This window comes from Pseudohalioglobus lutimaris, assembly GCF_002866825.1.
Classification (GTDB): Bacteria; Pseudomonadota; Gammaproteobacteria; order Pseudomonadales; family Halieaceae; genus Halioglobus; species Halioglobus lutimaris.
This window is the reverse complement of record NZ_PKUS01000012.1, coordinates 40,853-65,489: the sequence shown is the minus strand read 5'-3', so window position 1 is coordinate 65,489 and position 24,637 is coordinate 40,853. Positions and strand designations below refer to the sequence as shown.

Annotated in this window: 23 protein-coding genes and 1 tRNA gene; 11 read left to right on the top strand and 13 right to left on the bottom strand. The window is 59.2% G+C overall.

Annotated features, from left to right (window positions below; genetic code table 11):
- Positions 1–22: 22 nt before the first annotated feature.
- The 8 genes from dnaB to gdhA all read right to left on the bottom strand — a co-directional run bounded on the left by dnaB (position 23) and on the right by gdhA (position 8,769).
- Complete coding sequence (gene dnaB / locus C0039_RS11445; protein WP_075999151.1) at positions 23–1,432, bottom strand: replicative DNA helicase; 1,410 nt, start codon at positions 1,430–1,432, stop codon at positions 23–25.
- Positions 1,433–1,657: 225 nt separating this feature from the next.
- On the bottom strand, positions 1,658–2,107 hold the full coding sequence (gene rplI / locus C0039_RS11440) for a 50S ribosomal protein L9 (protein WP_101518117.1): 450 nt from the start codon (positions 2,105–2,107) through the stop codon (positions 1,658–1,660).
- Between the two features lie 47 nt (positions 2,108–2,154).
- Positions 2,155–3,042, bottom strand: coding sequence for a hypothetical protein (locus C0039_RS11435; RefSeq protein ID WP_075999153.1), 888 nt, complete (start codon positions 3,040–3,042; stop codon positions 2,155–2,157).
- Positions 3,043–3,084: 42 nt separating this feature from the next.
- Positions 3,085–3,312 (bottom strand): 30S ribosomal protein S18, encoded by a 228-nt coding sequence (rpsR, locus tag C0039_RS11430; RefSeq protein WP_075999154.1) that lies wholly within the window; start codon positions 3,310–3,312, stop codon positions 3,085–3,087.
- A 15-nt stretch (positions 3,313–3,327) separates the two neighbouring features.
- Positions 3,328–3,774, bottom strand: coding sequence for a 30S ribosomal protein S6 (gene rpsF, locus C0039_RS11425; protein WP_075999155.1), 447 nt, complete (start codon positions 3,772–3,774; stop codon positions 3,328–3,330).
- A gap of 162 nt (positions 3,775–3,936) precedes the next feature.
- Complete coding sequence (gene rlmB, locus C0039_RS11420; protein WP_101518116.1) at positions 3,937–4,692, bottom strand: 23S rRNA (guanosine(2251)-2'-O)-methyltransferase RlmB; 756 nt, start codon at positions 4,690–4,692, stop codon at positions 3,937–3,939.
- Positions 4,693–4,900: 208 nt separating this feature from the next.
- Positions 4,901–7,309: a ribonuclease R gene (rnr, locus tag C0039_RS11415; protein WP_101518115.1), complete on the bottom strand. Its 2,409-nt coding sequence runs from the start codon at positions 7,307–7,309 to the stop codon at positions 4,901–4,903.
- A gap of 116 nt (positions 7,310–7,425) precedes the next feature.
- On the bottom strand, positions 7,426–8,769 hold the full coding sequence (gene gdhA / locus C0039_RS11410; RefSeq protein ID WP_101518114.1) for an NADP-specific glutamate dehydrogenase: 1,344 nt from the start codon (positions 8,767–8,769) through the stop codon (positions 7,426–7,428).
- 241 nt (positions 8,770–9,010) lie between these two features.
- On the opposite strand from gdhA, the gene C0039_RS11405 reads away from it, so the two are divergent.
- Positions 9,011–9,097: transfer RNA gene (locus tag C0039_RS11405), tRNA-Leu, on the top strand.
- 90 nt (positions 9,098–9,187) lie between these two features.
- Here C0039_RS11405 and C0039_RS11400 read toward each other — a convergent pair.
- Positions 9,188–10,201, bottom strand: coding sequence for a DUF1214 domain-containing protein (locus tag C0039_RS11400; protein ID WP_084179253.1), 1,014 nt, complete (start codon positions 10,199–10,201; stop codon positions 9,188–9,190).
- Positions 10,202–10,379: 178 nt separating this feature from the next.
- Here C0039_RS11400 and C0039_RS11395 point away from each other — a divergent pair, with 178 nt between their 5' ends.
- The 10 genes from C0039_RS11395 (at position 10,380) to C0039_RS11350 (ending at position 19,969) form a co-directional block, all read left to right on the top strand.
- Complete coding sequence (locus C0039_RS11395; protein ID WP_075999170.1) at positions 10,380–11,567, top strand: DUF1214 domain-containing protein; 1,188 nt, start codon at positions 10,380–10,382, stop codon at positions 11,565–11,567.
- 330 nt (positions 11,568–11,897) lie between these two features.
- A complete protein-coding gene (locus C0039_RS11390; protein WP_075999171.1) occupies positions 11,898–12,920 on the top strand; it encodes an ABC transporter permease in 1,023 nt (340 codons plus the stop codon).
- A gap of 3 nt (positions 12,921–12,923) precedes the next feature.
- A complete protein-coding gene (locus C0039_RS11385) occupies positions 12,924–13,991 on the top strand; it encodes an ABC transporter permease (RefSeq protein WP_101518113.1) in 1,068 nt (355 codons plus the stop codon).
- Between the two features lie 10 nt (positions 13,992–14,001).
- The gene (locus tag C0039_RS11380) at positions 14,002–15,981 is read left to right on the top strand and encodes an extracellular solute-binding protein (RefSeq protein WP_101518112.1); all 1,980 of its coding nucleotides are present in this window, start codon (positions 14,002–14,004) and stop codon (positions 15,979–15,981) included.
- Positions 15,982–15,990: 9 nt separating this feature from the next.
- Positions 15,991–16,962 (top strand): ABC transporter ATP-binding protein, encoded by a 972-nt coding sequence (locus C0039_RS11375; RefSeq protein ID WP_101518111.1) that lies wholly within the window; start codon positions 15,991–15,993, stop codon positions 16,960–16,962.
- Positions 16,959–17,933, top strand: a complete 975-nt coding sequence (locus tag C0039_RS11370) for an ABC transporter ATP-binding protein (protein WP_279304929.1) — start codon at positions 16,959–16,961, stop codon at positions 17,931–17,933. Before C0039_RS11375 ends, C0039_RS11370 begins: the two co-directional genes overlap by 4 nt.
- Before the next feature lie 167 nt (positions 17,934–18,100).
- A complete protein-coding gene (locus tag C0039_RS11365) occupies positions 18,101–18,538 on the top strand; it encodes an RrF2 family transcriptional regulator (protein WP_075999175.1) in 438 nt (145 codons plus the stop codon).
- Positions 18,539–18,653: 115 nt separating this feature from the next.
- Positions 18,654–19,091 (top strand): DUF4870 family protein, encoded by a 438-nt coding sequence (locus C0039_RS11360; protein ID WP_076002120.1) that lies wholly within the window; start codon positions 18,654–18,656, stop codon positions 19,089–19,091.
- A complete protein-coding gene (locus tag C0039_RS11355; protein ID WP_075999176.1) occupies positions 19,088–19,651 on the top strand; it encodes a cytochrome c oxidase subunit 3 family protein in 564 nt (187 codons plus the stop codon). Before C0039_RS11360 ends, C0039_RS11355 begins: the two co-directional genes overlap by 4 nt.
- 12 nt (positions 19,652–19,663) lie before the next feature.
- Entirely contained in the window at positions 19,664–19,969 is a 306-nt protein-coding gene (locus C0039_RS11350; RefSeq protein WP_075999177.1) for a cytochrome C oxidase subunit IV family protein, read from the top strand.
- Between the two features lie 109 nt (positions 19,970–20,078).
- Here C0039_RS11350 and C0039_RS11345 read toward each other — a convergent pair whose 3' ends face one another.
- The 4 genes from C0039_RS11345 to C0039_RS11330 form a co-directional block, all read right to left on the bottom strand.
- Complete coding sequence (locus C0039_RS11345; protein WP_075999178.1) at positions 20,079–20,312, bottom strand: hypothetical protein; 234 nt, start codon at positions 20,310–20,312, stop codon at positions 20,079–20,081.
- A gap of 24 nt (positions 20,313–20,336) precedes the next feature.
- Positions 20,337–22,274, bottom strand: coding sequence for a nitric oxide reductase activation protein NorD (locus C0039_RS11340; RefSeq protein WP_075999179.1), 1,938 nt, complete (start codon positions 22,272–22,274; stop codon positions 20,337–20,339).
- A 13-nt stretch (positions 22,275–22,287) separates the two neighbouring features.
- Positions 22,288–23,106 carry a CbbQ/NirQ/NorQ/GpvN family protein gene (locus tag C0039_RS11335; protein WP_075999180.1) on the bottom strand — a complete coding sequence of 273 codons (819 nt, stop codon included), beginning with the start codon at positions 23,104–23,106 and terminating at the stop codon, positions 22,288–22,290.
- 143 nt (positions 23,107–23,249) lie between these two features.
- The gene (locus C0039_RS11330; protein WP_075999181.1) at positions 23,250–24,581 is read right to left on the bottom strand and encodes a cbb3-type cytochrome c oxidase subunit I; all 1,332 of its coding nucleotides are present in this window, start codon (positions 24,579–24,581) and stop codon (positions 23,250–23,252) included.
- Positions 24,582–24,637: the final 56 nt, after the last annotated feature.

Genomic DNA, 24,637 nt, shown 5'->3' with positions numbered 1-24,637 from the left:
CCAGCGGATTACGCCGCCAGGCTCAATACTCGTCGGAGAAGCCCCTGGCGAGGTTTTCAAAGCGGGTGTATTGGCCAATGAAAGCCAGCCTACAGCTGCCAATGGGGCCGTTCCGCTGCTTGCCGATGATGATCTCCGCGGTGCCTTTGTCCGGGGAATCCTCGTTATAGACCTCGTCCCTATAGATAAACATGATCACGTCAGCGTCCTGCTCGATCGCGCCGGATTCACGCAGGTCCGAATTGACCGGGCGCTTATTGGGGCGCTGCTCCAGGGAACGGTTGAGCTGTGACAGTGCGACCATGGGCACCTTGAATTCCTTGGCAATGGCTTTGAGACTGCGGGAAATCTCCGATATTTCAGCGGTGCGGCCCTCGGAAGAGCCGGCAACCTGCATCAGCTGCAGGTAGTCCACCATGATCATGCCGATATCACCGTCGTTTTCGCGGGCCACCTTGCGCACCCGGCTACGCACTTCCGTGGGTGTCAGCGCTGGCGTATCGTCAATAAACAGCGGCATATCGCGAAGCTTGTTCACCGCTGCAGTGAGCTTGGGCCAGTCCTCCTGTTCCAGCTTGCCGGTGCGGATGCGGGTCTGGTCTATACGCCCGATGGAGGACAGCATACGAATAATCAGCTGGTCGGCAGGCATCTCCATGGAAAACACCAGTATGGGCCGCTTGGCCGCCAGCAACGCATTTTCCACCAGGTTCATGGCAAACGAGGTCTTACCCATTGAAGGCCGGCCGGCGACAATGACCAGGTCGGAGGGCTGCATGCCCGAGGTCATGCCATCCAGGTCGTCGAAGCCGGTGGTAAGGCCGGTGATGTCACCGCCGGAGTTGAACAGTTCGTCAATACGGTCCAGGGCTTTTTTGAGCAGTGGGTTCACATCCAGCGGGCCGCCGGACTTGGGGCCCTGCTCACTGATCTGCATGATGCGCCGCTCGGCTTCATCCAGCAGTTCCAGCGAGGTGCGTCCCTCCGGGCTGAATCCGGAGTCGGCGATATCCTGTGCCGCCTCGATCAGTTTGCGCAAGCTGGCGCGCTCACGCACCACCTGCGCATAGGCGCGAATGTTGGAGGCACTGGGCGTATTCTGGGCCAGCTCCGCCAGGTAAGGCAGGCCGCCAGCGCCCTGCAGTTCACCCCTGGCCTCCAGTTTGTCGGCCACGGTGATCACATCAATAGGCTCTGCGGCATCGGCCAGCTGGGCTATCTCACGGAAAATAGCCCGGTGCGACGGGCGATAGAAGTCAGTGGCAGCTACCTCCTCTGCCACAGAGTCCCAGCCGTCGGCCGAGAGCAGCAAACCGCCGATCACCGACTGTTCGGCCTCCAGTGAATGCGGCTGCATCTTGATCCGCGCCAGTTCGCCGTCAACGGCGCCGGGGAGTTCGGATACATTGGGTGGGTAGCCAGGGTCTTCCATTTATCGCGTTTTCTTGTATGGCCAGACAGGGTATCGAAAATTCCCGCGCCCGTCATTCTCGCGAAGGCGGGAATCGGGAAAAACAATGGGCTCTTTTATCAGCAATCGGCCAGCTGCAACATACGCATGCCGACCAAATCCCGGACACAAAAAATGCACCGGCCAGGGATGACCGGTGCATTTCGGAATATAGGCCGCCCCGCCTGAGCGAGAGCAACAGGCCTCTTACTCGGCGATGACCGCCAGAGCAATGACCCCGTTCACATCACCGTGAACCTGGATGTTGACCTCGTACTCACCCAGTTCGCGCAGAGCCCCCTCGGGCAGGCGTACTTCGGCCTTGTCGACCTCAACACCCGCTGCGCAAACGGCTTCGGCGATATCGCGTGTACCGATTGAGCCGAACAGCTTGCCTTCTTCGCCCGCATTGGCAGTGATGGTGATCGCCTCCAGTGCGTTGATCGCAGCAGCGCGCGCTTCCGCGGCGGCCAGCGCCTCGGCGGCAGCGGCTTCCAGTTCAGCACGACGCGCTTCAAACTGGGCGATTGCCCCTTCAGTGGCCGGTACGGCCTTGCCCTGCGGGATCAGGTAGTTGCGGCCAAAACCGGCCTTAACGTCCACCTTGTCACCCAGGGTACCCAGGTTGCTGATGTTCTCCAGCAAAATGACTTCCATCTTACTTTCCTCGTTATGGGGAGCTTGCTCCCGCTACTTCATAATTCTCATTCATCATCGCCGGGGCTGACGTCCTGACCGGGTTTCCCTGTCCAGCGCTGGCGAAAATTAAACCAGCTGTCAGCGATGGCGGCGAAGACAACCATCAGTTTTATCGGGTCCAGTAACAGCCAGGCCAGGTAAAAGCCAACCAACCACCCTGTACCCTGGCCCTTCCAGTGGACCCTCGCATGAACCAGCGCCAGACCGGCGAAGCTCAGCGGTAATAATGCAATCACTGCCCAGGTGCGATACTCCATACCCAGCGCGGACAGCGCGACGGCTGCCATGGCCATTGCGGTGGCCACTGCCGGTGTATAGCGCAGGAGCCGGAACTCGCTGCTGAAACCACCCGGGTTGTACAACGCTGCCTGCCAGTAACGCCCCAGCATCAGGCACAATACTGCGGTGGCACCGGTGCCCGCCCCCATCATGCCGGCGATCTGCGCCGCGGTGGGTCGCGCCAGCTCTACCGGCTCGCCGCCCTGCGACAGTTGCTGCTCCATGCTGGCGAGAAACTCGCCGAACAAAGCCACCATCTGCTCCAGGTACTGGCCACCGAAGCTCATCAGGGCCAGACCACTGATCACCCCGACCGCAATACTTGCCAGCACCGCCAGCGGCAGGCTGACGCTGATGCGCAGTACCACGGCCAGCGCCGCTGTGCCCACCAGCAGGGAGAGCGGCCCGCTGTCACCAACGGTATACAGCAATACCCCGGAGGGCAGCAGGGCCCACAACAACAGCTGGGCGCCCGCCCCCACGCCTTTGCGCAGGGTGACCAGCGCCAGTATCGCGGCGCTGATCCAGCAAAACAGTATGCTCCCGGACCCTGCTACGGTAAGCAGTAGCGCCTGGAAGCGCCCGCGCATGGCAAACTCAGCGATCGCCTTCATCGGTTCAGGCCGGCCTGCCCGGTAGTGCGGGTCAAGGGATTCCTAGCTGTGCGAATCCGAGTAGGGCAGCAGGGCCAGGAAGCGTGCGCGCTTCACTGCTGTAGCCAGCTGACGCTGGTACTTGGCCTTGGTGCCGGTAATGCGACTGGGAACAATTTTGCCGGTCTCGGAGACGTAGGCTTTCAGGGTTTCCAGATCCTTGTAATCGATTTCTTTAACGCCTTCGGCGGTAAAACGACAGAACTTACGACGACGGAAAAAACGGGCCATGACAATACTCCTCTCTTACTCTTCAGCTTCGGCGGCAGGCTCGGCGGCCGGCTCTTCAGCGGGTGCAGCAGGCGTCTCTTCGGCGGCGGGCGCCTCAGCTGCCTTGCGCTCTTCGTAACGGGTCTTGCGCTCGCGAGACTCTTTCTCGGCCTTCATGATGTGGGATTCATCAGTCACGGCCTCGTCGCGGCGGATCACCAGGTTACGGATCACGGCGTCGTTGTAACGGAAGGTTGTAGTCAGCTCGTCCAGAGCGTCGTTGGACGCTTCCACGTTCATCAGCACGTAGTGTGCCTTGTGAATCTTGTTGATGGGGTAGGCCAGCTGGCGGCGGCCCCAGTCTTCCAGGCGGTGTACCTGGCCACCATCTTTAGTGATGGTGTTGGAGTAGCGCTCGATCATGCCGGGCACTTGCTCTGACTGGTCCGGATGGACCATAAATACGATTTCGTAATGACGCATTGAATAGCTCCTTACGGGTTAATGCTACCCGTCGCTTCTCGTGAAGGCGGTGTAGCAAGGAGGATCGGGGGCACGGGGCCTCCGGGCAAATTTTGAGGCGCGGATTGTATAGAGTTTGAGCAGGGGTAGCAAGCGTTGGATCTCCCCGCGGTGATCTAGCCCCTACCCTCGCTGCCGCACCACTTCGAACAGGCAGATCCCGGTGGCCACCGACACGTTCAGGCTGCTGACCGAGCCTGCCATGGGCAACCTGATGAGAAAGTCGCAATGTTCCCGGGTGAGGCGACGCAGCCCACTGCCCTCGGCGCCCATCACCAGCGCCATGGAGCCGCGTAAGTCATTGTCATATATGGTGTTATCGGCTTCACCAGCCGCACCATAGATCCACACATTGCGGGCTTTCAATGCCGCGAGTGTACGAGCGATATTGGTGACCCTGACAAACGGCACCACCTCTGCGGCGCCGCAGGCCACTTTGCGCACGGTGGGGTTGAGGTCCGCTGAGTTGTCTTTGGGCACGACGACGGCGTGCACACCCGCAGCGTCGGCACTGCGCAGACATGCGCCGAGATTGTGGGGGTCGGTGACGCCATCGAGCACCAGAATCAGTAAAGGCGCCTGCTGCTCATCCACCAAACGCAGCAAGTCGGATTCCTGCCAGAGGTTTGATTGTGAGCCTTCGCCATCGGCGGCGATATCAAGGCTTTCGGCCACAGCACCCTGGTGTCGGCCGCTGACCATGGCGTCCAGACCCTTACGCGGCTCCCGAAGGACGGTCACGCCCTGGTTCTGCGCCAGCTCCAGGAGAGCAGAGATACGCTTGTCTTCGCGGCCTTGCTGCAGCCAGAGGCGCTGCACGGACTTCGGGTTCTGGCGCAGCAGGCTGTCGACAGCGTGGATTCCGTATATGTATTGCATGGGTCGGGTTCTTCCGGGCTTATTGGTGCGCAGTGCGCACCCTAAGAATATGGGCTAGTGGTCCAGGGTGTAAATTTCACATCATGCGGGTGTCAGGCATTGTTTTGATTGCAGCTTGCGCGGCCTGTGCATAATGCATCGATTGTCATGTGCATCCCACCCCCGCAGGGTGCGCACCGCGCAGCGTCTATCCCCTCTATCCGGCCGCTCAACGCCGGCGACGCGTCCCGGTTTTCCCTTTAGGCTTAGGCTTGGATTTGGCCTTAGGCTCGGTCTTGGATTTGGCCTTAGACTTGGCTTTTGCCTGGCCCTGCTGCCCTGAACCGCCTTTTTTTCCACTCCTGCGCCTGGGCGCCTGATCGCCCTTGCCTTTACCTGTTTTCTTTTTCTGCGAGCCGCCGGCGTCAATCATTTCCAGATCGATCTTGCGATCATCGAGATCAACCCTGGCGACCTGCACGCGCACCTTGCCGCCCAGTTGGAAACTACGTCCGGTGCGTTCGCCCGTGAGGCGCTGCTTGGCGCGGTCATAGTTGTAGTAGTCACCGGGCAGCGCAGTGATATGCACCAGGCCCTCTATAAACAGGTCGCTGAGCTGAACAAACAAACCAAAGCTGGTCACTGCAGCCACCACACCGTCGAACTCGTCGCCGACGTGCTCCTGCAGATACTCACACTTGAGCCAGGCATCCACCTCACGGGTGGCATCATCGGCACGCCGTTCAGCCATGGAGCACTGCTCACCACATACCGTCATGGCATGGATGTCATAGGGAAAAATCTGCTGCCTGGGTATCGGTTGCGCACCCTTCACCCTCTGCACACCTTCAGCCGACTTTTTCTGGCGTACCATTGCGCGGATGCCGCGATGCACCAGCAGGTCTGGGTAGCGGCGGATAGGTGAGGTAAAGTGAGCATAGGCGTCATAATGGAGGCCGAAGTGCCCACCATTATCAGGCTGGTATTTGGCCTGACTGAGAGAGCGCAACAGCATGGTCTGGATTACGTTGGCGTCATCACGACCGGCAATGTGCTCCAGCAGGTGTTGATAATCCAGCGGCGTAGGCTTGACACCACCCCGAAGCTCAAGCCCCAGTTCACCCAGGAACTTGCGCAGACCTTCCAGCTTTTCTTCACCGGGCCCCTCGTGCACCCGATAGAGAATGGGTAAATCATTCGCCTCAAAGAAATTCGCAGCGGCCACATTGGCGCAGAGCATGGCCTCCTCAATCAGCTTGTGCGCATCGTTACGCACCACCGGCACAATCGCTTCGATCTTCTTCTGTTCATCAAAGATGATGCGCGTCTCTACCGTATCGAAGTCGATGGCACCGCGCTTTTCGCGTGCGCCCCGCAGTACTTTATATAGCGCATGCAGGCGCTTCAGGTCGGGTTCACGCTCTGCATCCACATCAGGATGACTGCCATGATCCAGCACCTCTCCCACCTGCGTGTAGGTCAGCCGGGCATGAGAATGTATTACCGATTCGTAAAAACTATATTTGGTGAGCTTGCCCTGACGCGACAGGTTCATTTCGCACACCATGGCCAGGCGGTCCACACGCGGTTTCAGCGAGCACAATCCGTTGGACAGTGCCTCGGGCAGCATGGGCACCACGCGCTCGGGGAAATACACGGAGTTGCCGCGTTTGGCAGCTTCTTCATCCAGCGCCATACCAGGGCGCACATAATGGGAGACGTCGGCAATGGCCACAAACAGGCGCCAGCCGCCGAGGCGCTTCTCGCAGTAGACTGCGTCGTCAAAGTCGCGGGCATCCTCACCGTCGATGGTGACGAAAGGCAGCTTGCGCAGATCCACCCGATGTTTTTTGTCGTCCTCGGCCGGCTCAGCATCAAGACTTGCCGCCTCGCGCTGAGCATCCTCAGGCCATTCAAAGGGGATGTCGTGGGAGCGTATGGCCACGTCGATTTCCAGCCCCGGGTCCAGGTGATCACCCAGTATTTCGGTGATCCGTGCCTTGGCGCCCAGCCGACGCGTGGGATAGTCGGTGATTTCCGCGGTGACGATCTGACCGTTTTTGGCACCCTGCTTCTGGTTGGGTGGAATCAGGAACTGGTGCGTGAGGCGCCCGTTGTCCGGAATCACAAAACCGATACCGCTTTCTTCCTGGTAGCGGCCCACCACCCTGGTGATGCCGCGCGCCAGCACCTCTACCACCTTGCCCTCCAGGCGGCCACGGCGGTCCTCGCCGGTGACCATGATCAGCACCTCGTCACCGTCGAACACGAAATGCATCTGCCGGGCATTAAGATAGATGTCCTCGCCCTCGCCCACCGGCATGGCAAAACCATAACCGTCGCGGTGGCCCTGCACCTTGCAATGCACCAGGTGCATCTTGTCGACAAGACCATAGGCACCCTTGCGGTCAGACATGATCTGGCCGTCGCGTTCCATGGCGCGCAGGCGCTTACGCAGGGCGTCGGTTTGCTCTCCCTCCGTCAGGCCAAGCTTTTTACACAGCTTGCTGTGCACCAGCGGCTTGTTAACCTCGCGCAGAACGTCGAGGATAACTTCCCGACTGGGAATGGGGTTGTCGTAATTGGCCGCTTCGCGTTCGGCGTGCGGGTCGGCGATGGTCTTATCTTTCCGGGCCATGTAGTTGGGGCCTTTGCTTAAAAGGCAAGTATACGTCACTGCGGCCCCGAAAGCGGCACTTTCCCGACCGGGCGCAGCCCTCGCCCGATCGCGCCCAGCGCAGAATGGACTACTGCTTAAATCACCCCGTAAGCCACCATGGCATCCGCGACCTTGATAAAGCCCGCCACATTGGCGCCTGTTACATAGTTCACGTGATCCCCTTCCTGCCCGTGCTGCACACACTGGCGGTGGATGTCGGTGATAATCTGCTGCAGCCGCCCCTCCAGGTCTACTGCCGACCAGGCCAGGCGCTGGCTATTCTGGCTCATTTCCAGGCCGGACACCGCCACGCCACCGGCGTTCGCGGCCTTACCCGGGCCATAAAGTATTTTGGCCTGGTGCAGAACATCAACTGCGGGGATTGTGGTGGGCATATTCGCGCCCTCGGATACCGCCAGACAACCATTGCTGACCAGGGTACGGGCATCTCCTTCCTCCAGTTCGTTCTGGGTCGCACAGGGGAAGGCCAGGTCGCAGGGCACGGCCCAGGGTCGACCCTCATGAAACGAGCACCCGAAGTGCTCGGCATATTCGGCAATGCGGCCACGGCGCACCAGTTTGAGATCCTTCATCCAGGCCAGCTTCTCCATGTCCAGCCCATCCGGGTCGTGAATGTACCCGGACGAGTCAGACAACGTCACCACCTTGCCACCCAGTTGGATGAGCTTTTCTGCGCAGAATATGGCCACGTTACCTGACCCTGAGACCACGCAGGTCTTGCCCTCGATACCGTCACCCCGATGGGCCAGCATCTCCTGCATGAAGAAGGCGTTACCGTAACCTGTGGCCTCGGTGCGAATAAGGCTGCCCCCGAACTCAAGTGCCTTGCCGGTGAGCACGCCGGTGAATTCCTTGGCCAGCCGCTTGTACTGGCCAAACATATAGCTGATCTCGCGGGCACCAACACCGATATCGCCCGCCGGGATGTCTACGTTGGCGCCGATGTGGTGCCACAGTTCCGTCATGTAGGACTGGCAGAAGCGCATTACCTCGGCATCTGATTTGCCCTTGGGGTTAAAGTCAGCGCCGCCCTTGCCGGAACCTATGGGCAGAGTGGTGAGGCTGTTCTTGAAGGTCTGCTCAAAGCCGAGGAACTTGAGAATGGACAAATTTACCGAGGGGTGAAAGCGCAGCCCGCCTTTATAGGGGCCGATGGCGTTGTTGAACTGCACTCGATAGCCGCGATTGATACGCACATTGCCCTCGTCATCTTCCCACACCACGCGGAAGATCACCGTGCGGTCCGGCTCGGTCATCCGCTCCAGAATGCGTGACTTGCGATAGCGTTCGTGGTCACGAACGTACGGGATGACACTGGCGGCAACCTCGTGCACGGCCTGGTGAAATTCCGTTTCGCCGGGATTGCGCTTGGCCAATCCCTCCATGAAATGGTCCAGGTTGAGCTCATCGTAGTTCATCGGCGTGGCCTTCTTATAATTAGTTTATCCAGCCCTCATATTAGACCCGATCAGGGAGATGACAAGAACACCGTCAACCCGTCGCGTTTTTGCCCGCACAGCATTGACAAAAAATCAGCGGGCCAGTAAAGTTCGCGCCCTCAAGGATCAGCAACGTCGATCCCGGAGTCCCGGCACGAGCAAGCCCTGAACCTGGTTCAGCAGACTGCGCTCCCCGGGGAGGTGCATGGCATCTAACTCTGCCCAGGTGGTGAAATTGGTAGACACGCTAGCTTCAGGTGCTAGTGCTCGCAAGGGCGTGGAGGTTCAAGTCCTCTCCTGGGCACCAATTTTAAAAAGGTCGAGCTAACGCTCGGCCTTTTTTGTTTGCGCGTTCGGGCCGGAATCCCTGCCGGCCAAAACGATGGCGCATAGTCTCTCACCGCACCATCGACACTTCTGGCAGGGTGTATTCCCCAGACAGCACCGCAGCGCCGGGCCGGTAGATCCGCAGCAGAAAATTCCAGCCCTCGCTGATGTCGACCCGGTTCGCCCTGGCGCCGCAGGCATCTTCAGAACCGAAATACGCGGTGAAGCTGCCGTCTTCGTTGAGCGTGACATTGCGGTCATTAATCACGTTCACATTGCTTTTCATAAATCCGTCGCTGCCATAAACAGTGATCGACCAGAACGCCTGCGTCTCCGGGGTGTCATAGGTTGCGGTATAGCAGCGCTGCGGGTCGGACGGACCCGCATAATTTATATAGACCGCATCCTTTGCCGGAAACAGCCCCCACGCGCCGGCCGCGGCGAGATGACGTGTCTCTTCATTCACTTCACCACGCGGGCCCATCCAGTCGGGCTCGAATTGCGCAAACTTGCTGAACTCCACTTCATACCGGGAACGTAGCGCCAGCATGCTCTCCAGGTCCCACTGCGGTGCGGTAAACGGCACGGCACTGCCCGCCTTGACTACAAACTGGTCCTGCAGTTGATTGGCAGCGGCCACATCCGCGGGATCGGCGTAGTCAAGCAGCTGCACGCGGTACAGCAGCGTCACATAACGCGTATCGCCCGACAAATCGTAGGTACCGGGTTCGTAGAAAACGGCCGGCGCATAGTGATCATTGTCGAGGACCAGCACAGACAGGTAGCGCCCGTCATCCGTCCCGGGAACCGTGACGGTGGCCCCGCCTGCGGTGTCGATCACGGCGCTGCCATACAGCGTGTCGCGATTCATGCGGATAACCGGCTGATCGGCGAGCAACGCGGGCTCACGCACAAAGGCATTGGTATTGACCTTACCTCCTGCGCGCTGCTGGAAATTGGCGAAAGCGGTGTCCGTTTCGGCGCGAATGTAAGTCTCCGGGGTAACGGTAACGCCATCAGCTATAGCAGCATGGGTCACTCCGGCAAAAACGGCTAATGCCAGGCTGTTTCGCAACTTGTGCATGATGGTGATCCTTTTGTATTGATAGTAATCGTTTCCCGGCATTCCACGGCAACGCACGTCGAGGGGTTTGCGACAGCGAACCTCCTCCTTCTTGACTTGCTGATGACACCGGTCTTATTGTCGGTACCGATCCATCTAGTCTTTACAAATATAACACCCCGAAGCTGAGAGCGAACCGATGTTTGGCGACAACCCCAATGATGCACAGCTCAAGGCGAGCTGGGATGATTTCTGCGAGCAACTCAAGAGCGCCGGCGACCTGGTGTTCCGGGATTCCACGCCCAACGATGATATAGACCGCGCCAAAGGCTTTCGCCTGCTGGCGCGGAACATCGCCCTTGCCCTGCAGTTCAACCTCGAAAATACCGACCCGGACTTCCCCGAACTGCTCCACTACTTTGATCCACTGCGCAAACAGGGGGGCGACAACCCGGATGCACTTTACGTGGGCGCGCCCATCAACGGGGAGCACACCTATCGCATCAGCGGCAACCGCGGCACAGCGCGCTATTTCGCGATCACCGTGCTCGAAGATGGCAACACCCCGTGGGGCGGGGGCGTGGTCGGCAACCTTATCGACAGCGACCTCCACGTTGAGGAAGACGGCTCGTTCGAGCTGATCGTGGGACCGGATGAGCACCCGGGGAACTTCATCAAAACAACAGCGGACACCTGGCGCATCACTTTCCGCCAGTTCTTTGCCGACTGGGAAAATGAAGTGCCCATGAAAGCGCGCATTGATTGCCTGAGCGACGTGGAACACAACCCGGTTTTGAGTCCATCACGCCTGCAGGCCGGGCTGGCCGACTCCGCTGCCTGGGTCAAAGAGTCCACATTCTATTGGGCCGACATGCTGGACCGCTGGAAAGCGCGTCCCAACGACTTTGTCTCCTACCGCCAACTGGACGACAACGCGATCGATGCAACGCCGGGCGGCGAACCCCTGATCTGCTATTGGCAACTCCCCAGAGACGAAGTGCTGGTGATACGTGTGGTCCCGCCGCTGGCCAGCTACTGGGCTGTGGAGTTCGGCAACTACTGGTGGGAATCCATGGACTACCGCTACCAGTTGTGCAACACCAATTGTCACCAGGCCCAGCTTGAAGACGACGGAGAACTGCTGCTGGTTGTTGCCCACGACGATCCGGGCGTGCCGAACTGGCTGGATCCGTCCGGCCACCGCGAAGGCTATATCGCCCTGCGCTGGATCAACGCCGACCACTATCCAAAACCCGAATGCCAGCAGATGAAAGCCGCGGATCTGGCTGCATATTTACCTGCCAATACCAGGCGCATCACCTCGACACAGCGTAAAGCCCAGCTTGCCGCGCGTCGCCTGGGCGTGATCAAGCGGTTTCCTTACTGAGTCGAGAGGCTGATAGCAGCAATGCGCTATGCTCCCAACGAGATAAAACGGCATAAGCAGACTGCCGTTGTAAAAATAGCCAGCTGCTCACGCCTGCGTGTCTGTGCCGGGATCTGTTTGAAGACTGGCGGGCACCCGCAGCGCGCGGGCGGGGCAATCCCGCTTAAATCTCAGGGGTATTGGACAGGTATAAGGTAACCCTTCTACCGGTGCGGCGGTTGTGGCACCATCGGGTCTTTCGTCTGTGGTCATCTAACTGCCATGCATATCCAATGTAGTCGTCACGACCGGCGTGCCAATACCGGTTGGCCAGAAAGGCTCGCTCACTAAATGCGCGATTACTTCCTCAGGCGCCTGCTATTGGTACCGCCCACCTTGCTGGGTATCACCATTATTGTGTTTGCTATTACCCGCCTGGTACCCGGTGGTCCGCTGGAACGCGCCATCATGGAAGCACAGCAGATGGATGCCGCCACTGGCATGAGCAGCCAGGCCGCCGGCCAGGGTATGGCCATATCCGAGGCGCAACTGGACAAACTCAAGGCTTACTACGGTTTCGACAAGCCGGTGCTGCAAAGCTACGTGGAGTGGGTGGGCAAGGTCGCCTCCGGAGACCTGGGCACCTCTTACCGCTATAACGAACCGGTGTGGGATGTGATCGTGGATCGCTTCCCGGTGTCCTTGTACTACGGCCTGGTGACGCTGGTGCTCACCTACGTGGTGTGTATACCACTGGGAGTGGTAAAGGCGATCAAGCACCGCACGGCGGTGGATAACGCCACCTCGGTACTGATCTTCATCGGCTATGCGATTCCCGGCTACGCCCTGGGCTCATTGCTGTTGCTGTATTTCTCCGTGCGCCTGGACTGGTTCCCCATGGGCGGCTTTGTCAGCTACGACTTCGCAGACAAGGACCTGGGCGGCAAGGCGCTGGACCTGTTGCAGCACTCGATACTCCCCTTGACCTGTTATATGGTCGGTGCGTTCGCACTGGTCACCATGCTGCTGAAGAACCACCTGATGGACAACCTGGCGGCAGACTACATGCGCACCGCCGTGGCCAAGGGCGTGTCCTTCAGGCGCTCGGTCACCCGCCACGCCATGCGTAATTCGCTGATCCCCATCGCCACCACCTTCGGCCAGAACATTACCCTGCTGGTGTCCGGCTCCTTCCTGATCGAGACAATCTTCGACATCGACGGCTTCGGGCTGCTGGCACTCACCGCCGTACTGGACCGCGATTACCCTGTGGTCATGGGCGTGGTGCTCATTAGCAGCCTGCTGCTACTGGTGGGCAACATCCTGTCGGATGTGCTGGTCGCCCTGGTCGACCCGCGGATACGGTTCAACTAACGCATGTTTTCCTTCAACCCACAGACACTGAAAAAGCTGCGCCGCTTCCGCCAGATCAAGCGCGGCTATTACAGCTTTCTGTTCTTGTCAGTGCTGTTGCTGGTGCTCGCTTTCGGTGAACTGCTGGTCAACAGCCGCGCACTGCTGGTGAGCTATGAAGGCGAGCTGTTCTTTCCCACTTACACTGCCTTCCATCCGGGCACTGACTTTGGCCTGGACTACAGCTACGAGACCAACTACCGGGAACTGAAAGCACACTTCGCGGCACAGGGGGGTAACAACTGGGTCATCATGCCGCTGGTGCCTTACAACGCTTATGAAAACAACGCACAGGGGGGCATGTTCAAGCCGGTGCCACCGTCCCTGGACAATCAACACTACCTGGGCACAGACACCACCAGCCGGGACATTCTCGCGCGCTTGTTCTACGGCACCCGCATCGCGCTGGTATTTGCCCTGGTTTTTACCGCCTGGGTCTACCTGATCGGCATCTCCGTGGGTTGCGCCATGGGGTACTTCGGCGGTGTTTTCGATTTGTTCTTCCAGCGCGTCATCGAGATCTGGTCGAACATCCCGTTCCTGTACATGGTGATCATCGTGTTCTCGGTGATCCCCTCAAGTCTGGCTATCCCCTCGCGTATCGGCATTCTGTTATTCATTATGGTGCTATTTTCATGGACCGGCATGACCTACAACATGCGCACCGAAACGTATAAGGAAAAGTCGAGGGACTATATTGCCGCGGCGCGTATTCTCGGCGCCTCCGACACCCGCATTGTGTTCCGCCATATCCTGCCCAACGTGCTGGCCACGCTGGTCACCTTTATGCCCTTCGTGGTGGTGTCGGCAATCTCGGCGATCACCGCGCTGGACTTCCTCGGCTTTGGTCTGCCGCCGCCCACGCCCAGCCTGGGTGAGTTGCTCAAGCAGGGCACTGCCAATCTGCGCACCGCGCCATGGATAGTCTCCGCCGCCTTCACCACGCTGGTGGTATTGCTCACCGTGGTGACGTTTATCGGCGAGGCGGTACGCGAGTCCTTCGACCCGAAAAAATTTACTGTATATCGATAAGGAATCCGCAATGAGTAAAGCACGCCCTGAGCGCCCCTGGCTGCGACTGCTGGCCGCCAGCGTTACCACCTTGGCTCTGGCCGCCTGCGGTGGAGATGATGCCGGCACGACAGAGTCCGCTGCGGTAACGGAAGCGCTCGACAACAGCGCAGAAGTACAGGCCTATTACGCGGCCAACCCGGACTTTTTCATATTCAAGAGCATTGCTGACCTGCCAGCCGACCTCACCTGGGAAAGCGGTGCAGAACTGCCGGAAATGGGCTCCCCCGAAGCCCGAAAAGGCGGGACTGAATATCGGGCACTGCAGGATTTCCCACGCACGCTGCGCACTATAGGCCCGGACTCCAATGGCGGCTTCCGGCCGCTGCTGCTGGATGACGTGGAAATGCGCATCGGCTTCCGCCACCAGGACGCCTTCGACTTCATTCCCGGGCTGGCCAGCGAGTGGGCACGGGGTGAAGACGGCAAAACCTTCTATATCCGCCTTGACCCAAGGGGGCGGTGGTCAGATGGCGAGCCGGTGACCACCGACGACTTTCTGTTCATGTTCTGGTTCCACCGCTCGCCTTATATCACCGCGCCCTGGTACAACAATTACTACAGCACCATGTACACCAATATCACCCGCTACGACGACCTGACGTTTTCCGTCACCACGGCGGCGGCCAAGCCCGATGCCGACTCCAAGGTACTGGAACTGACACCCAAGCCACAGCACTTCTACTCAGAGGTGGGTGAAGACTTTGTCGATCGTTACCAGTGGCGTGTCGCGCCTACTACCGGGGCCTACACAGTGCGCGAGCAGGACATCAAGAAGGGCCGCTCCATCGCGCTGACGCGCGTCAAGGACTGGTGGGCCAACGATAAAAAACACTTCCGCTATCGCTTCAATGCCGACCGTATTCACTTCACGGTCATCCGCGACACGGAGAAAATCTTCGAGGCCTTCCGCCGCGGTGACCTGGACCAGAGCGGCCTGAACCTGGCGGAATACTGGTACGACAAACTGCCCGACGATGCCGCCGACGTGCAGGCAGGCTATATTCACAAGTCGGTATTCTACAACCAGCGCCCGCGCCCCAACATGGGCCTGTGGATGAACACCGCCCGTCCACTGCTGGATAATCTGGACGTGCGCCTGGGCATACAGTACGCCACCAACTTTCAACTGGTGATCGACAAGTTCTTTCGCGGCGACTACAACCGCCTGCAGAGCGCACAGGACGGCTTCGGCGAGTTCTCTGCCTCCGGCATCCGTTCACGGGAGTACGATGTAGACAAAGCCCTGGCGCACTTCGCCAGGGCAGGATTCACCGAGCGCGGCGCCGACGGCATTCTGGTCAACGCGGACGGCCAGCGCCTGGCATTCACCGTCTCCACCGGTTACCAGACCATGAAAGACGTGCTGACGATACTCAAGGAAGAAGCCGCCAGAGCAGGCCTGGAGTTCCGCGTGGAAGTACTGGACGGCACCGCCGGCTGGAAAAAAGTACAGGAAAAGCAGCACGATATTCACTTTGCCGGCTTTGGCGTGTTCCTGGAGATGTACCCGCGCTTCTGGGAGCACTTCCACTCGGATAACGCGTACGACGACGCCTTTCTCGACGACGGCAGTATTAATCCCGAACGCAAGATAAAGACCCAGACCAACAACCTGGAAACCTTTGCCGTATTCGAGGTCGATGCACTGATCGAGCGTTACCGGGCCTCCGCGGACACGGAGGAAATGATCGCAATCGCCAACCAGATAGGTAATATTCTCCACGACCATGCGTCCTATGTGCCGGGTTTCTATCAACCGTTCTATCGCGTAGGCAGCTGGCGCTGGATTCGCTACCCGGAGTTTTTCAACCACAAGCACAGCCGCAGTTCCGGCCAGCTGTTTGTGCACTGGGTGGACGAGGAGATGAAACAGGAGACGCTGGATGCGATGAAGGACGGAAAGACCTTCGAACCGCAGATCCGTTACTACGACCAGTGGAAAGAGTAAGCAGCGCCCATGCCCCAGCTTGAGGTAGACAGCCTGGTCACCGAATTCGACACCGACGAGGGCCGCGTACGCGCCGTCGACGGCGTCAGTTTCTCTGTGGAGGCTGGCGAGACGCTGGGGATTGTCGGTGAGTCCGGTTGCGGCAAGAGCGTCACCGCACACTCCATCATGCGCCTGCTGCCTCAACCCATGGGCAAGATCGTCAGCGGCGCGGTGCGTTTTGCCGGCCGCGACCTGACCACCTTGCCGATTGCAGAGATGGAGAAGGTGCGCGGCAACGACATCGGTATGGTCTTCCAGGAACCGATGACCGCGCTCAACCCGGTACAGACCATCGGCAAGCAACTCACTGAGGTCATGCTGCTGCATCGCGATATCAGTGCTGACCAGGCCATACGCGACGCAGTGGAAATCCTTGCCCGCGTGGGCATTCCCTCGCCGGATGTGCGCATGGGCGAGTACCCGCACCAGCTCTCTGGCGGCATGCGCCAGCGGGTGGTGATTGCCATTGCCCTGGCCTGTGAACCGGCGCTGCTGATTGCCGACGAACCGACCACGGCCCTGGATGTCACTATCCAGGCGCAGATCCTCGAGTTGATCCGCGAACTGCAGGCAGACATGGGCATGGCAGTGATACTGATCACCCACGACCTGGGCGTAATCGCCGAGACCAGCAACAACGTGGTGGTGATGTACGCCGGCCGCGTGGCGGAACAGGGCAGCGTCTACGACATTTTTGATCGCCCTGCCCACCCTTACACCCAGGGCTTGCTGGCCTCCATTCCCCGCCTGGAAACCGAACCCAAGTCACGCCTGAGCATCATCGAGGGTATGGTGCCCAGCCTGCAGGACCTGCCCTCCGGCTGCCGCTTCCAGAATCGCTGTACCCACGCCATAGCGGCCTGCGGCGAGCAGGCCCCGGCGATTGAAACCATAGCCGACCAACACCGGGTCAGCTGTGGCCGCTGGAGAGAACTGTGAGCACACCGCTGCTGGAAGTGAACAAGCTGCAAATGCACTTTCCGGTAAAGGAGGGCATCCTGCTGCGCGCCAGCAAGTCCAATCGCGCCGTGGACGACGTCTCGCTGACCATTCGACCCGGCGAGACGCTGGGCCTGGTGGGAGAATCCGGCTGTGGCAAGTCCACGTTGGGCCGCTGCATCAGCCGCCTGTATACGCCAACCGGCGGCAAGGTGTTGTTCGAGGGCACCGATATCACCCACCTGCGCGGCAAGGCCCTTATGCCACACCGCAGACATATACAGATGATTTTCCAGGATCCCATGGAGTCGCTGAACGCGCGCCACACGGTAGGCGAAATTCTGGAAGAGCCCTTTATCATCCACAAACTCGGCGACAAGGCGTTTCGCAGCCAGCGTGTGCGTGGGTTGCTGGACACCGTTGGGCTGCCGGCGCGCTCGGCGACCCGGTACCCCTTTGAATTCTCCGGCGGCCAGCGCCAGCGCATCGGCATTGCTCGCGCCATCGCGCTGAACCCCAGGCTCATCGTGTGCGACGAACCAGTCTCGGCGCTGGATGTGTCCATACAGAGCCAGGTGCTCAACCTGCTCAACGACCTGCAGCAGGAGTTCAAACTGGCCTACCTGTTCATCGCCCATGACCTGGCGGTGGTCAAGCATATCTCTGACCGGGTCGCGATCATGTACCTGGGCAAAATCGTGGAAACAGCGGACGCCGAAACAATCTACCGGCAACCCCGCCACCCCTACACCCGCTCCCTGATCTCAGCGATTCCGGTACCCGACCCGCATCGCAAGGTGCAGCGCCAGGTGCTCGAAGGGGACGTTCCCTCACCCATCGATCCGCCGTCGGGCTGCGCCTTCCACCCACGCTGCCCGGAAGCCATCGCCCGCTGCAAGGTGGAGGCGCCAGAACTGATCGCCGTGGACGGTGATCACCAGAGCGCCTGCCACCTGAGCGAATGCCCCTGAGCGGATCAACAGCCGGCTGCGAGCATGCCTTCAAGCACGATGCAGCAAGACCAGCAGGGCCGGTTACTCCAGCGGCCTTGCTTGTATCCGCCCGGTTAAACTCAAAGATGCATTATGTATCCTTCTTTAGGCTATACTAGACCATTGTTTTTTTGTGGGCATTGCCAATGAGACTGACAGCGTACACAGATTACGCCCTGCGGGTATTGATTTACCTGGCCGTCAGCCCGGAGGAAAAGATCACTATTCGCGGTATTGCCGAGCACTACGGGATATCGCGAAACCATCTGATGAAAGTGGTCCAGGATCTCAGCCAGCGCGGATACGTAGTCGCCCTGCGGGGCAAAAATGGCGGCCTGTCTCTGAATATATCCACTGCAGAGATAAGAATTGGCGATCTGGTGGAGGCAATGGAAAAGGACATGGCACTGACAGAGTGCCTGGGCGACAACAATCAATGCATCCTCACCCCGGCCTGCGGCTTGAAATGTATACTGGATGAGGGCTTGCGCGCTTTCCTGGACACACTCAATCGCTACACTCTTGAAGACGTCGTAGCAGGCCCGCGCAAAGCAGAGCTGATAAAAACCCTCGATCTTCAGTAAGCAGCGCAGCTTTCACACTGGCAAAACCAGTGCGAGTCAATATAATGCATTGTATATACCTCTTATAGACCAGCCCTGCAGCGGCGGGCTGCAGCGACTCTCCATGGAACCGAATATGCCTTCAACTTCCACCGCTCCAGCCTCGGCAGGCGCTGAGACACAAGACAAAAGCACACCCGGGCGCGGCTATGTCGTCGTCATCTATGGTCTGTATATTGGCAGCATCATGGCCGTGGTGACCGCGCCCCTGGGCGCACTCATCGCCCACCTTCGACTGGGCCGCAGCGCTGCGTGGCTGGACACCCACCTGCAGTTTCAGGTGCGCACATTCTGGCTGGGTATCGCAGCCGCGATTATCGCGCTGCTGATATGGCAGGCAGCCGGACAGCTGGGCGTCTCCTCGATTTACGCATGGACATTTGGCTACCTGTTTTTCACCGTCGGCATTATCTGGATGATGGCCCGCTGCGCCGTCGGTATTCACCGGCTTACGTCAAACCAGGCCATAGACGCCCCAAAAAGCTTGTTGTTCGGCCTGGGCAGAAAGGTTTGACGCCAGCACAGGAAGACGACTGGGGGCCACTGTCGACGCTACCGGGAAACCCACTGATGTGGGTGCTTATTCTCAGCGAAATGTTGGTCTTCTCTGCCTTCTTTATCCTTTTCGCCTGGCAAAGGGCGCAAGAGCCTGCTCTTTTCAATGCCTCCCAGCAGCTGCTGGACCCGGTGGCCGGCGGCCTCAATACGATGGTGCTGCTCACCAGCGGGCTTGGCGCGGCGCTGGCTGTACAGGCCATTGCCGCCGGAAATTCAAGGCGCTGCCGGCAGTGGCTCACGCTGACTATGGTCCTGGGCCTGGTTTTCTGCGTGATTAAAATCATCGAGTATGCCGACAAACTGGGTGCCGGCCTGACGCCTGAAACCAACACTTTTTTCAGCTATTACTATCTGCTGACCGCATTTCACCTGGCGCACGTGGTATTCGGACTGGGCCTGCTGGCATTGGCCACCTGGCATAACTCACGGGAAAACGTGGAAACGGTCACCGCCTTCTGGCACATGGTCGACCTCATCTGGGTCATGCTGTATCCACTACTGTACCTGTTGCGCTGAGGCCCGGAACGCATGGACAAACACCTTCCCGATGACCTTCCTGGCCAATCCCGCCTGCTGAAGACCTGGTTAATGCTGATGGCTTTGACGCTTTTTTCCATGTGGTCGGCACAGTTAAGCGACGAATCACGCGCGCTGTCGCTGCCGATATGGAGCGTCGCCCTGGTGTTGCTGAGCGTGGGTTTCAAGGTACAGCAGATTCTGATGGTCTATCTCAACCTGCGCGTGTCCAGCGCCGGCTGGCGCGGGGGATTTCTGTGTCTGCTGGCGGTAACGATCCTGCTGGTAGGCTTGGGCTACTGGTCGGCGAAGGGTTAGCCAGGGGCCGTCCGTAAACACATTATCCGGTCATACCTCCCAGGCAGCCAATAACCTGCCCGGAAATGACCATGCGCTTGCAACACCGGCTTATCGGAGTGGCTTCTGGCTACGCTTCTTCATCGGGATAGTCGGGGTCTGGTGGCAGGGTGTCGGGCTCGTTGCGGGCCCAGCGTTCCAGTTTTTTACCTGCCCACAGCAGCAGCCAGACGAACGCCGGCGCCGCCAACACAAGGCTCACCCCCCAGTCGAAGTAGTTGATGGCGAGTACAAAGGGGGTAACAGCCAGGATACACAGGGCGATACCGGCGACCAGCGCAACCGCCTCGCGGGATACTTTCATCGTGCTTTCGCCATGCGCAGCATCTCAGCTGGCAACGATCTGGCGGTAGATACCGGGCAACGCCTGTGACAGGTGCTCCGGCTTATGCACCATGGCGTAACCGCCGCGGCCAAACAACTGACCGATGTAATCCTGCGCGTCCCGGTCTATGGTCACGCCGAACACTTTCAGCTCCTGCCGCCTGGCATCCAGAATCGCGCGCCGGGTATCTTCAATACCATAGCGCCCCTCGTAGTAGTCGCTATCGTTGGGCTTGCCGTCGGTGAGGACCAGAAGCAGGCGATGCCGGTTGGGGCGCTTGGCCAGGTCTACCGCTGCGTGCCGGATAGCCGCCCCCATACGGGTGTAGTGTCCGGGTTTCAGCGCAGCTATCCGGCGCTCGGTGAGTTCGTTCATCGGCTCGTCAAAGGACTTGAGCGTATTGACCCAGACCCGGTGACGCCGGTGCGAGGTAAAACTCTGGATACTGTAGTCGTCACCGCAGGCGGCGAGACCGTGCGCCAGCACCAGCAGCGCTTCTTTTTCAATATCGATCACCCGGCGGTCTTCCACCCAGGCGTCGGTAGACAGCGACACATCGATGAGTATGGAGATAGCCAGGTCCCGCGCCTGGGCGCGGGTACTCATATACAGGCCGGTGCTGTTTTCGCCCACCGCGGCCAGGTCACAGTGGGCACGCACCACCGCGTCCATATCCAGTTCATTGCCATCTACCTGCCCTCGCAGCCATTCGCGGCGGGGCCTGAGTGCCTCAAACTGCTGCCTCACGCGGCGAATACGGCGGCGCGTTTGCTCATCGTGCGCCCGGTGGTCGCCCTCTTCCTCGTGTACGCCACTCAACACCCGACAGTGACCGGGCTGATAACGCTGCTTGCGAAAATTCCACTCCGGATAAGTATGTTCGCCAGTCAATTGCCCCTCCGCTACCGCGCCGGGTGAGAGATCGAGATCCATCTTCAACTGCGATGCGGCGCGCTGCTGGTTGGGACTGAGAGTAATCTCATCCATCTGCTCCGCGTTGCTCTTGGCGTGCTCATCCTCGTCCTCATCGACCATCCGGTTAACGTTAACCATTTCTGCGAACGACAAGATTTTCTCAAAACGATTGAAGACCAGTGGGTCATCGCGTTCCGACTGGTCCTGACGGCGGCGCTCGGCCTTGCGCTTGTCCTGGATTTGCTCGCTGGCGGGCGCTGGCGGCTCCGCCGAATCATCGTCTTCGGCTTCAAAACCGACAGCTGTTCCCAGGTGATTGAGGTTAGCCCATAACGGCACTGGCAGCGGCTGCCGGTAATTTTGCGGGGCTCGATACTCCCGCAGGCTCATGTCGGTATCGCGCACCGCGGTGTAGTATCTTGTGGCCTCTGCGGACAGCGCGTTCTCAGCGCCCAGCAGGTGACAGATCACTTCCTCCATTGCCGCTTCGGCAGGGGGCAAGTCGCGCTGTGGCCGCATCGATAACATTTCCCGCTGCAGCCAGGCGTGAGTGCCACGCAAGCCGGGAAAGCCATCCAGCGCGGCCTCGGTCGCTGCCACCACCTGACGCAACGCAGCAAGGTTCTGGCGCAGCGGGTCCTTGAACTCACGCGTGGGCGTCATGGCAGCGAGCATTGCCGCCAGCCAGAAATACAGATCACGATTGCGACGGGGGTCATCGAACAGGGCGATACGCGGCGGCAACAGCAGGTTCTCTTCATCGAGCCGGGCCATGTCCAGCATCTCCTCGTCCAGCCCCAGCCGCTGGCGCAGATTGAGTCGGTGCGTGGATGCTCTTGCAGCAATGGACGCGACGGCAACACCGCCCGGACCTCCGCCGGCGCGGAAAAATACCGCCAGCGGCCCTGAAATACTGTCCAGTGTGACGGCTGCTTCCGGAAAACTGGGGAAACTGGCGCTGTGCGCAGAGACCCAGCGGTGCCAGAATCGCCCTACATTCTCTTCAAATTCCAGCCACTCAAACACGGGGGCGGGGCCGTCAGTCTTCGCCGAAGGTGGCGCGAATCGCCTCCATCAGCCCCTCCTGAACGTCGGCGTCATCGCTCAGTGGCTCAACCAGCGTCGCCTGTGCAGCCTGGGTAGCCGGCATGCCATCAGCCATCAGGGTGGCGCAGTAGATCAGCAGGCGGGTGGAGACGCCCTCCTCCAGGTCCTGCCCTTTCATTTCCCGCAGGCGAGCTGCAAGGTTGACCAACGCAGCGCACTGCTGTGCAGCCAGCCCGCTTTCGGAGGCGACAATATTGCGCTCCAGTTCCGGCGGAGGAAAGTCAAAACTCTTGGCGACAAAACGCTGCCGGGTACTGGGCTTGAGTGACTTGAGTATGTGTTGGTAACCCGGGTTATAGGACACCACCAGCATAAAATCGTCCGGGGCTTCCAGCAGTTCACCCGTGCGCTCCAGCGGAAGCAGTCGACGATCATCGGTTAGCGGGTGCAGGACCACGGTAACATCCTTGCGAGCCTCCACAACTTCGTCGAGATAACAGATGCCACCCTCACGCACGGCCTGGGTCAAAGGCCCGTCTACCCAGCGCGTTTCACCGCCCTGCAACAGGTAGCGTCCGGTGAGGTCCGCGGCGGTGAGATCATCATGACAGGAAACGGTAAACAGCGGACGACCGAGCTTGGCCGCCATATGGCTGACAAAGCGGGTTTTGCCGCAGCCGGTGGGGCCTTTCAGCAGCAGCGGCAGGCGCTGCTGGTAGGCGCGCTCGAAGAGCTGGCACTCGTTCCCCACGGGTTCATAAAAGGGGATCTCGTGCGGTATATGAGACTCAGCAGTCGCTGCGGTGTCCATTGCTTAACTCCTGCAACTCGGATTCCAGGCATCCCCACGCCGGCGGTGGTCCGCCATGGCGGGAATCCTTTGATTATATCAGATGTCGTCCCCGCGAAAGCGGGGACTAGAGCGACGCGGATAGCAGCCGCGCCGTGTGTGAACTAGCTTTCGCCAGTGGCCGCGGCTTGTTCCTTCACCGGGCCGAAGATAGAGATGAAGAAAATTATGGCGGCTACGGCGACTACAACGCCCGATCCCAGGCGCATAAAGTAGAACAACTGCAGCTGGTCCTGTACTTCCATGAAGTTCATTCCCATCACGCGTTGCAAGTGGGTTTGCACCACACCAGCAAAAGTAAGGGTGAAGGTCATAAAGCACATTGCCGAACTCATCAGCCAGAAACTCCACATGTTGAGAATCTGGTTATAGGGCTGTACCCGGCGCAACTGGGGCATGGCATAGGTTATCACTGCCAGAATCATCATCACATAGGCACCAAAGAACGCCAGGTGTCCATGTGCAGCGGTGACCTGAGTACCATGGGTATAGTAGTTGACGAATGACAGGGTGTGCATGAAGCCCCAGACGCCCGCACCGAAGAATGCCAGCGTGGCGCTGCCCAGCGTCCACAGCATGGCGCTCTTGTTGGGGTGATTACGACGGCCTTTCCAGAACATGAAGAAGGCAAACATCACCATGGCGAAGAAAGGCAGAACTTCCAGGGTAGAGAAGATGCTGGACAGGGGCTGCCAGTAACTCGGTGCACCAATCCAGTAGTAATGGTGCCCGGTACCCAGCAAGCCGGAGAAAAGTGCCAGGCCGATAATCACATAGAGCCACTTTTCGATCACTTCCCGGTCTACACCGGTCATCTTGATCAGCAGGTAGGCCAGCAGAGACGCCATGATCAGCTCCCACACACCTTCCACCCAAAGGTGAACGACCCACCACCAGTACAACTTGTCGACAGCGAGGTTACTGGGATTAAAGAAGGCGAACAGCCAGAACACCGCCGCCAGCCAGAGACCCAGCATCAATACCAGGTTAATGGCGGTTTTGCGCCCTTTGACCAGCGTTATGCTGGTGTTATACAGGAACATCAGGAAAGACACGGTAATCAGGATTTTGGACCAGAGTGGCTGTTCCAGGAACTCCCTCCCCTCGTGAATACCCAGCTGGTAGCTGAGCAACGCACCCGCACCGGCGACTGCAAAAATAGCCAACTGCACATAGGCAATCATGGGGCTGTGAATTTCCTGCTCGGCTTCTTCCGGCATCAGGTAATACGTACAGCCCATAAAACCCAGGAGCAGCCATACCACCAATAAGTTGGTGTGGCTCATCCGCATGATATGGAAAGGCATGGCCTCTGCCAGAAACTCGGGCATGATATAGACCGTTGCTGCCATAATCCCGAACACGATCTGCAAGGCAAAGAGTGCCATTGCGACCGCGAAGAACGGATAGGCCACCCGCTGTGTTTCATATTTCATTGTTATAACCCTCTAACAGTAAACTTGTTGCGTGCCGTGATGATTGCAGAATGTCC

What these genes read in the sequence shown, in the direction of transcription:
- C0039_RS11390 (WP_075999171.1), top strand. Translation starts at nt 11,898, where the DNA reads ATGCGCGATTACTTCCTCAGGCGCCTGCTATTGGTACCGCCCACCTTG.
- C0039_RS11400 (WP_084179253.1), bottom strand. Translation starts at nt 10,201, where the DNA reads ATGCACAAGTTGCGAAACAGCCTGGCATTAGCCGTTTTTGCCGGAGTG.
- C0039_RS11330 (WP_075999181.1), bottom strand. Translation starts at nt 24,581, where the DNA reads ATGAAATATGAAACACAGCGGGTGGCCTATCCGTTCTTCGCGGTCGCA.
- C0039_RS11365 (WP_075999175.1), top strand. Translation starts at nt 18,101, where the DNA reads ATGAGACTGACAGCGTACACAGATTACGCCCTGCGGGTATTGATTTAC.
- rlmB (WP_101518116.1), bottom strand. Translation starts at nt 4,692, where the DNA reads ATGCAATACATATACGGAATCCACGCTGTCGACAGCCTGCTGCGCCAG.
- rplI (WP_101518117.1), bottom strand. Translation starts at nt 2,107, where the DNA reads ATGGAAGTCATTTTGCTGGAGAACATCAGCAACCTGGGTACCCTGGGT.
- C0039_RS11380 (WP_101518112.1), top strand. Translation starts at nt 14,002, where the DNA reads ATGAGTAAAGCACGCCCTGAGCGCCCCTGGCTGCGACTGCTGGCCGCC.
- rpsR (WP_075999154.1), bottom strand. Translation starts at nt 3,312, where the DNA reads ATGGCCCGTTTTTTCCGTCGTCGTAAGTTCTGTCGTTTTACCGCCGAA.
- rnr (WP_101518115.1), bottom strand. Translation starts at nt 7,309, where the DNA reads ATGGCCCGGAAAGATAAGACCATCGCCGACCCGCACGCCGAACGCGAA.
- C0039_RS11335 (WP_075999180.1), bottom strand. Translation starts at nt 23,106, where the DNA reads ATGGACACCGCAGCGACTGCTGAGTCTCATATACCGCACGAGATCCCC.
- dnaB (WP_075999151.1), bottom strand. Translation starts at nt 1,432, where the DNA reads ATGGAAGACCCTGGCTACCCACCCAATGTATCCGAACTCCCCGGCGCC.
- C0039_RS11375 (WP_101518111.1), top strand. Translation starts at nt 15,991, where the DNA reads ATGCCCCAGCTTGAGGTAGACAGCCTGGTCACCGAATTCGACACCGAC.
- C0039_RS11435 (WP_075999153.1), bottom strand. Translation starts at nt 3,042, where the DNA reads ATGAAGGCGATCGCTGAGTTTGCCATGCGCGGGCGCTTCCAGGCGCTA.
- C0039_RS11360 (WP_076002120.1), top strand. Translation starts at nt 18,654, where the DNA reads ATGCCTTCAACTTCCACCGCTCCAGCCTCGGCAGGCGCTGAGACACAA.
- C0039_RS11385 (WP_101518113.1), top strand. Translation starts at nt 12,924, where the DNA reads ATGTTTTCCTTCAACCCACAGACACTGAAAAAGCTGCGCCGCTTCCGC.
- C0039_RS11350 (WP_075999177.1), top strand. Translation starts at nt 19,664, where the DNA reads ATGGACAAACACCTTCCCGATGACCTTCCTGGCCAATCCCGCCTGCTG.
- gdhA (WP_101518114.1), bottom strand. Translation starts at nt 8,769, where the DNA reads ATGAACTACGATGAGCTCAACCTGGACCATTTCATGGAGGGATTGGCC.
- C0039_RS11395 (WP_075999170.1), top strand. Translation starts at nt 10,380, where the DNA reads ATGTTTGGCGACAACCCCAATGATGCACAGCTCAAGGCGAGCTGGGAT.
- rpsF (WP_075999155.1), bottom strand. Translation starts at nt 3,774, where the DNA reads ATGCGTCATTACGAAATCGTATTTATGGTCCATCCGGACCAGTCAGAG.
- C0039_RS11345 (WP_075999178.1), bottom strand. Translation starts at nt 20,312, where the DNA reads ATGAAAGTATCCCGCGAGGCGGTTGCGCTGGTCGCCGGTATCGCCCTG.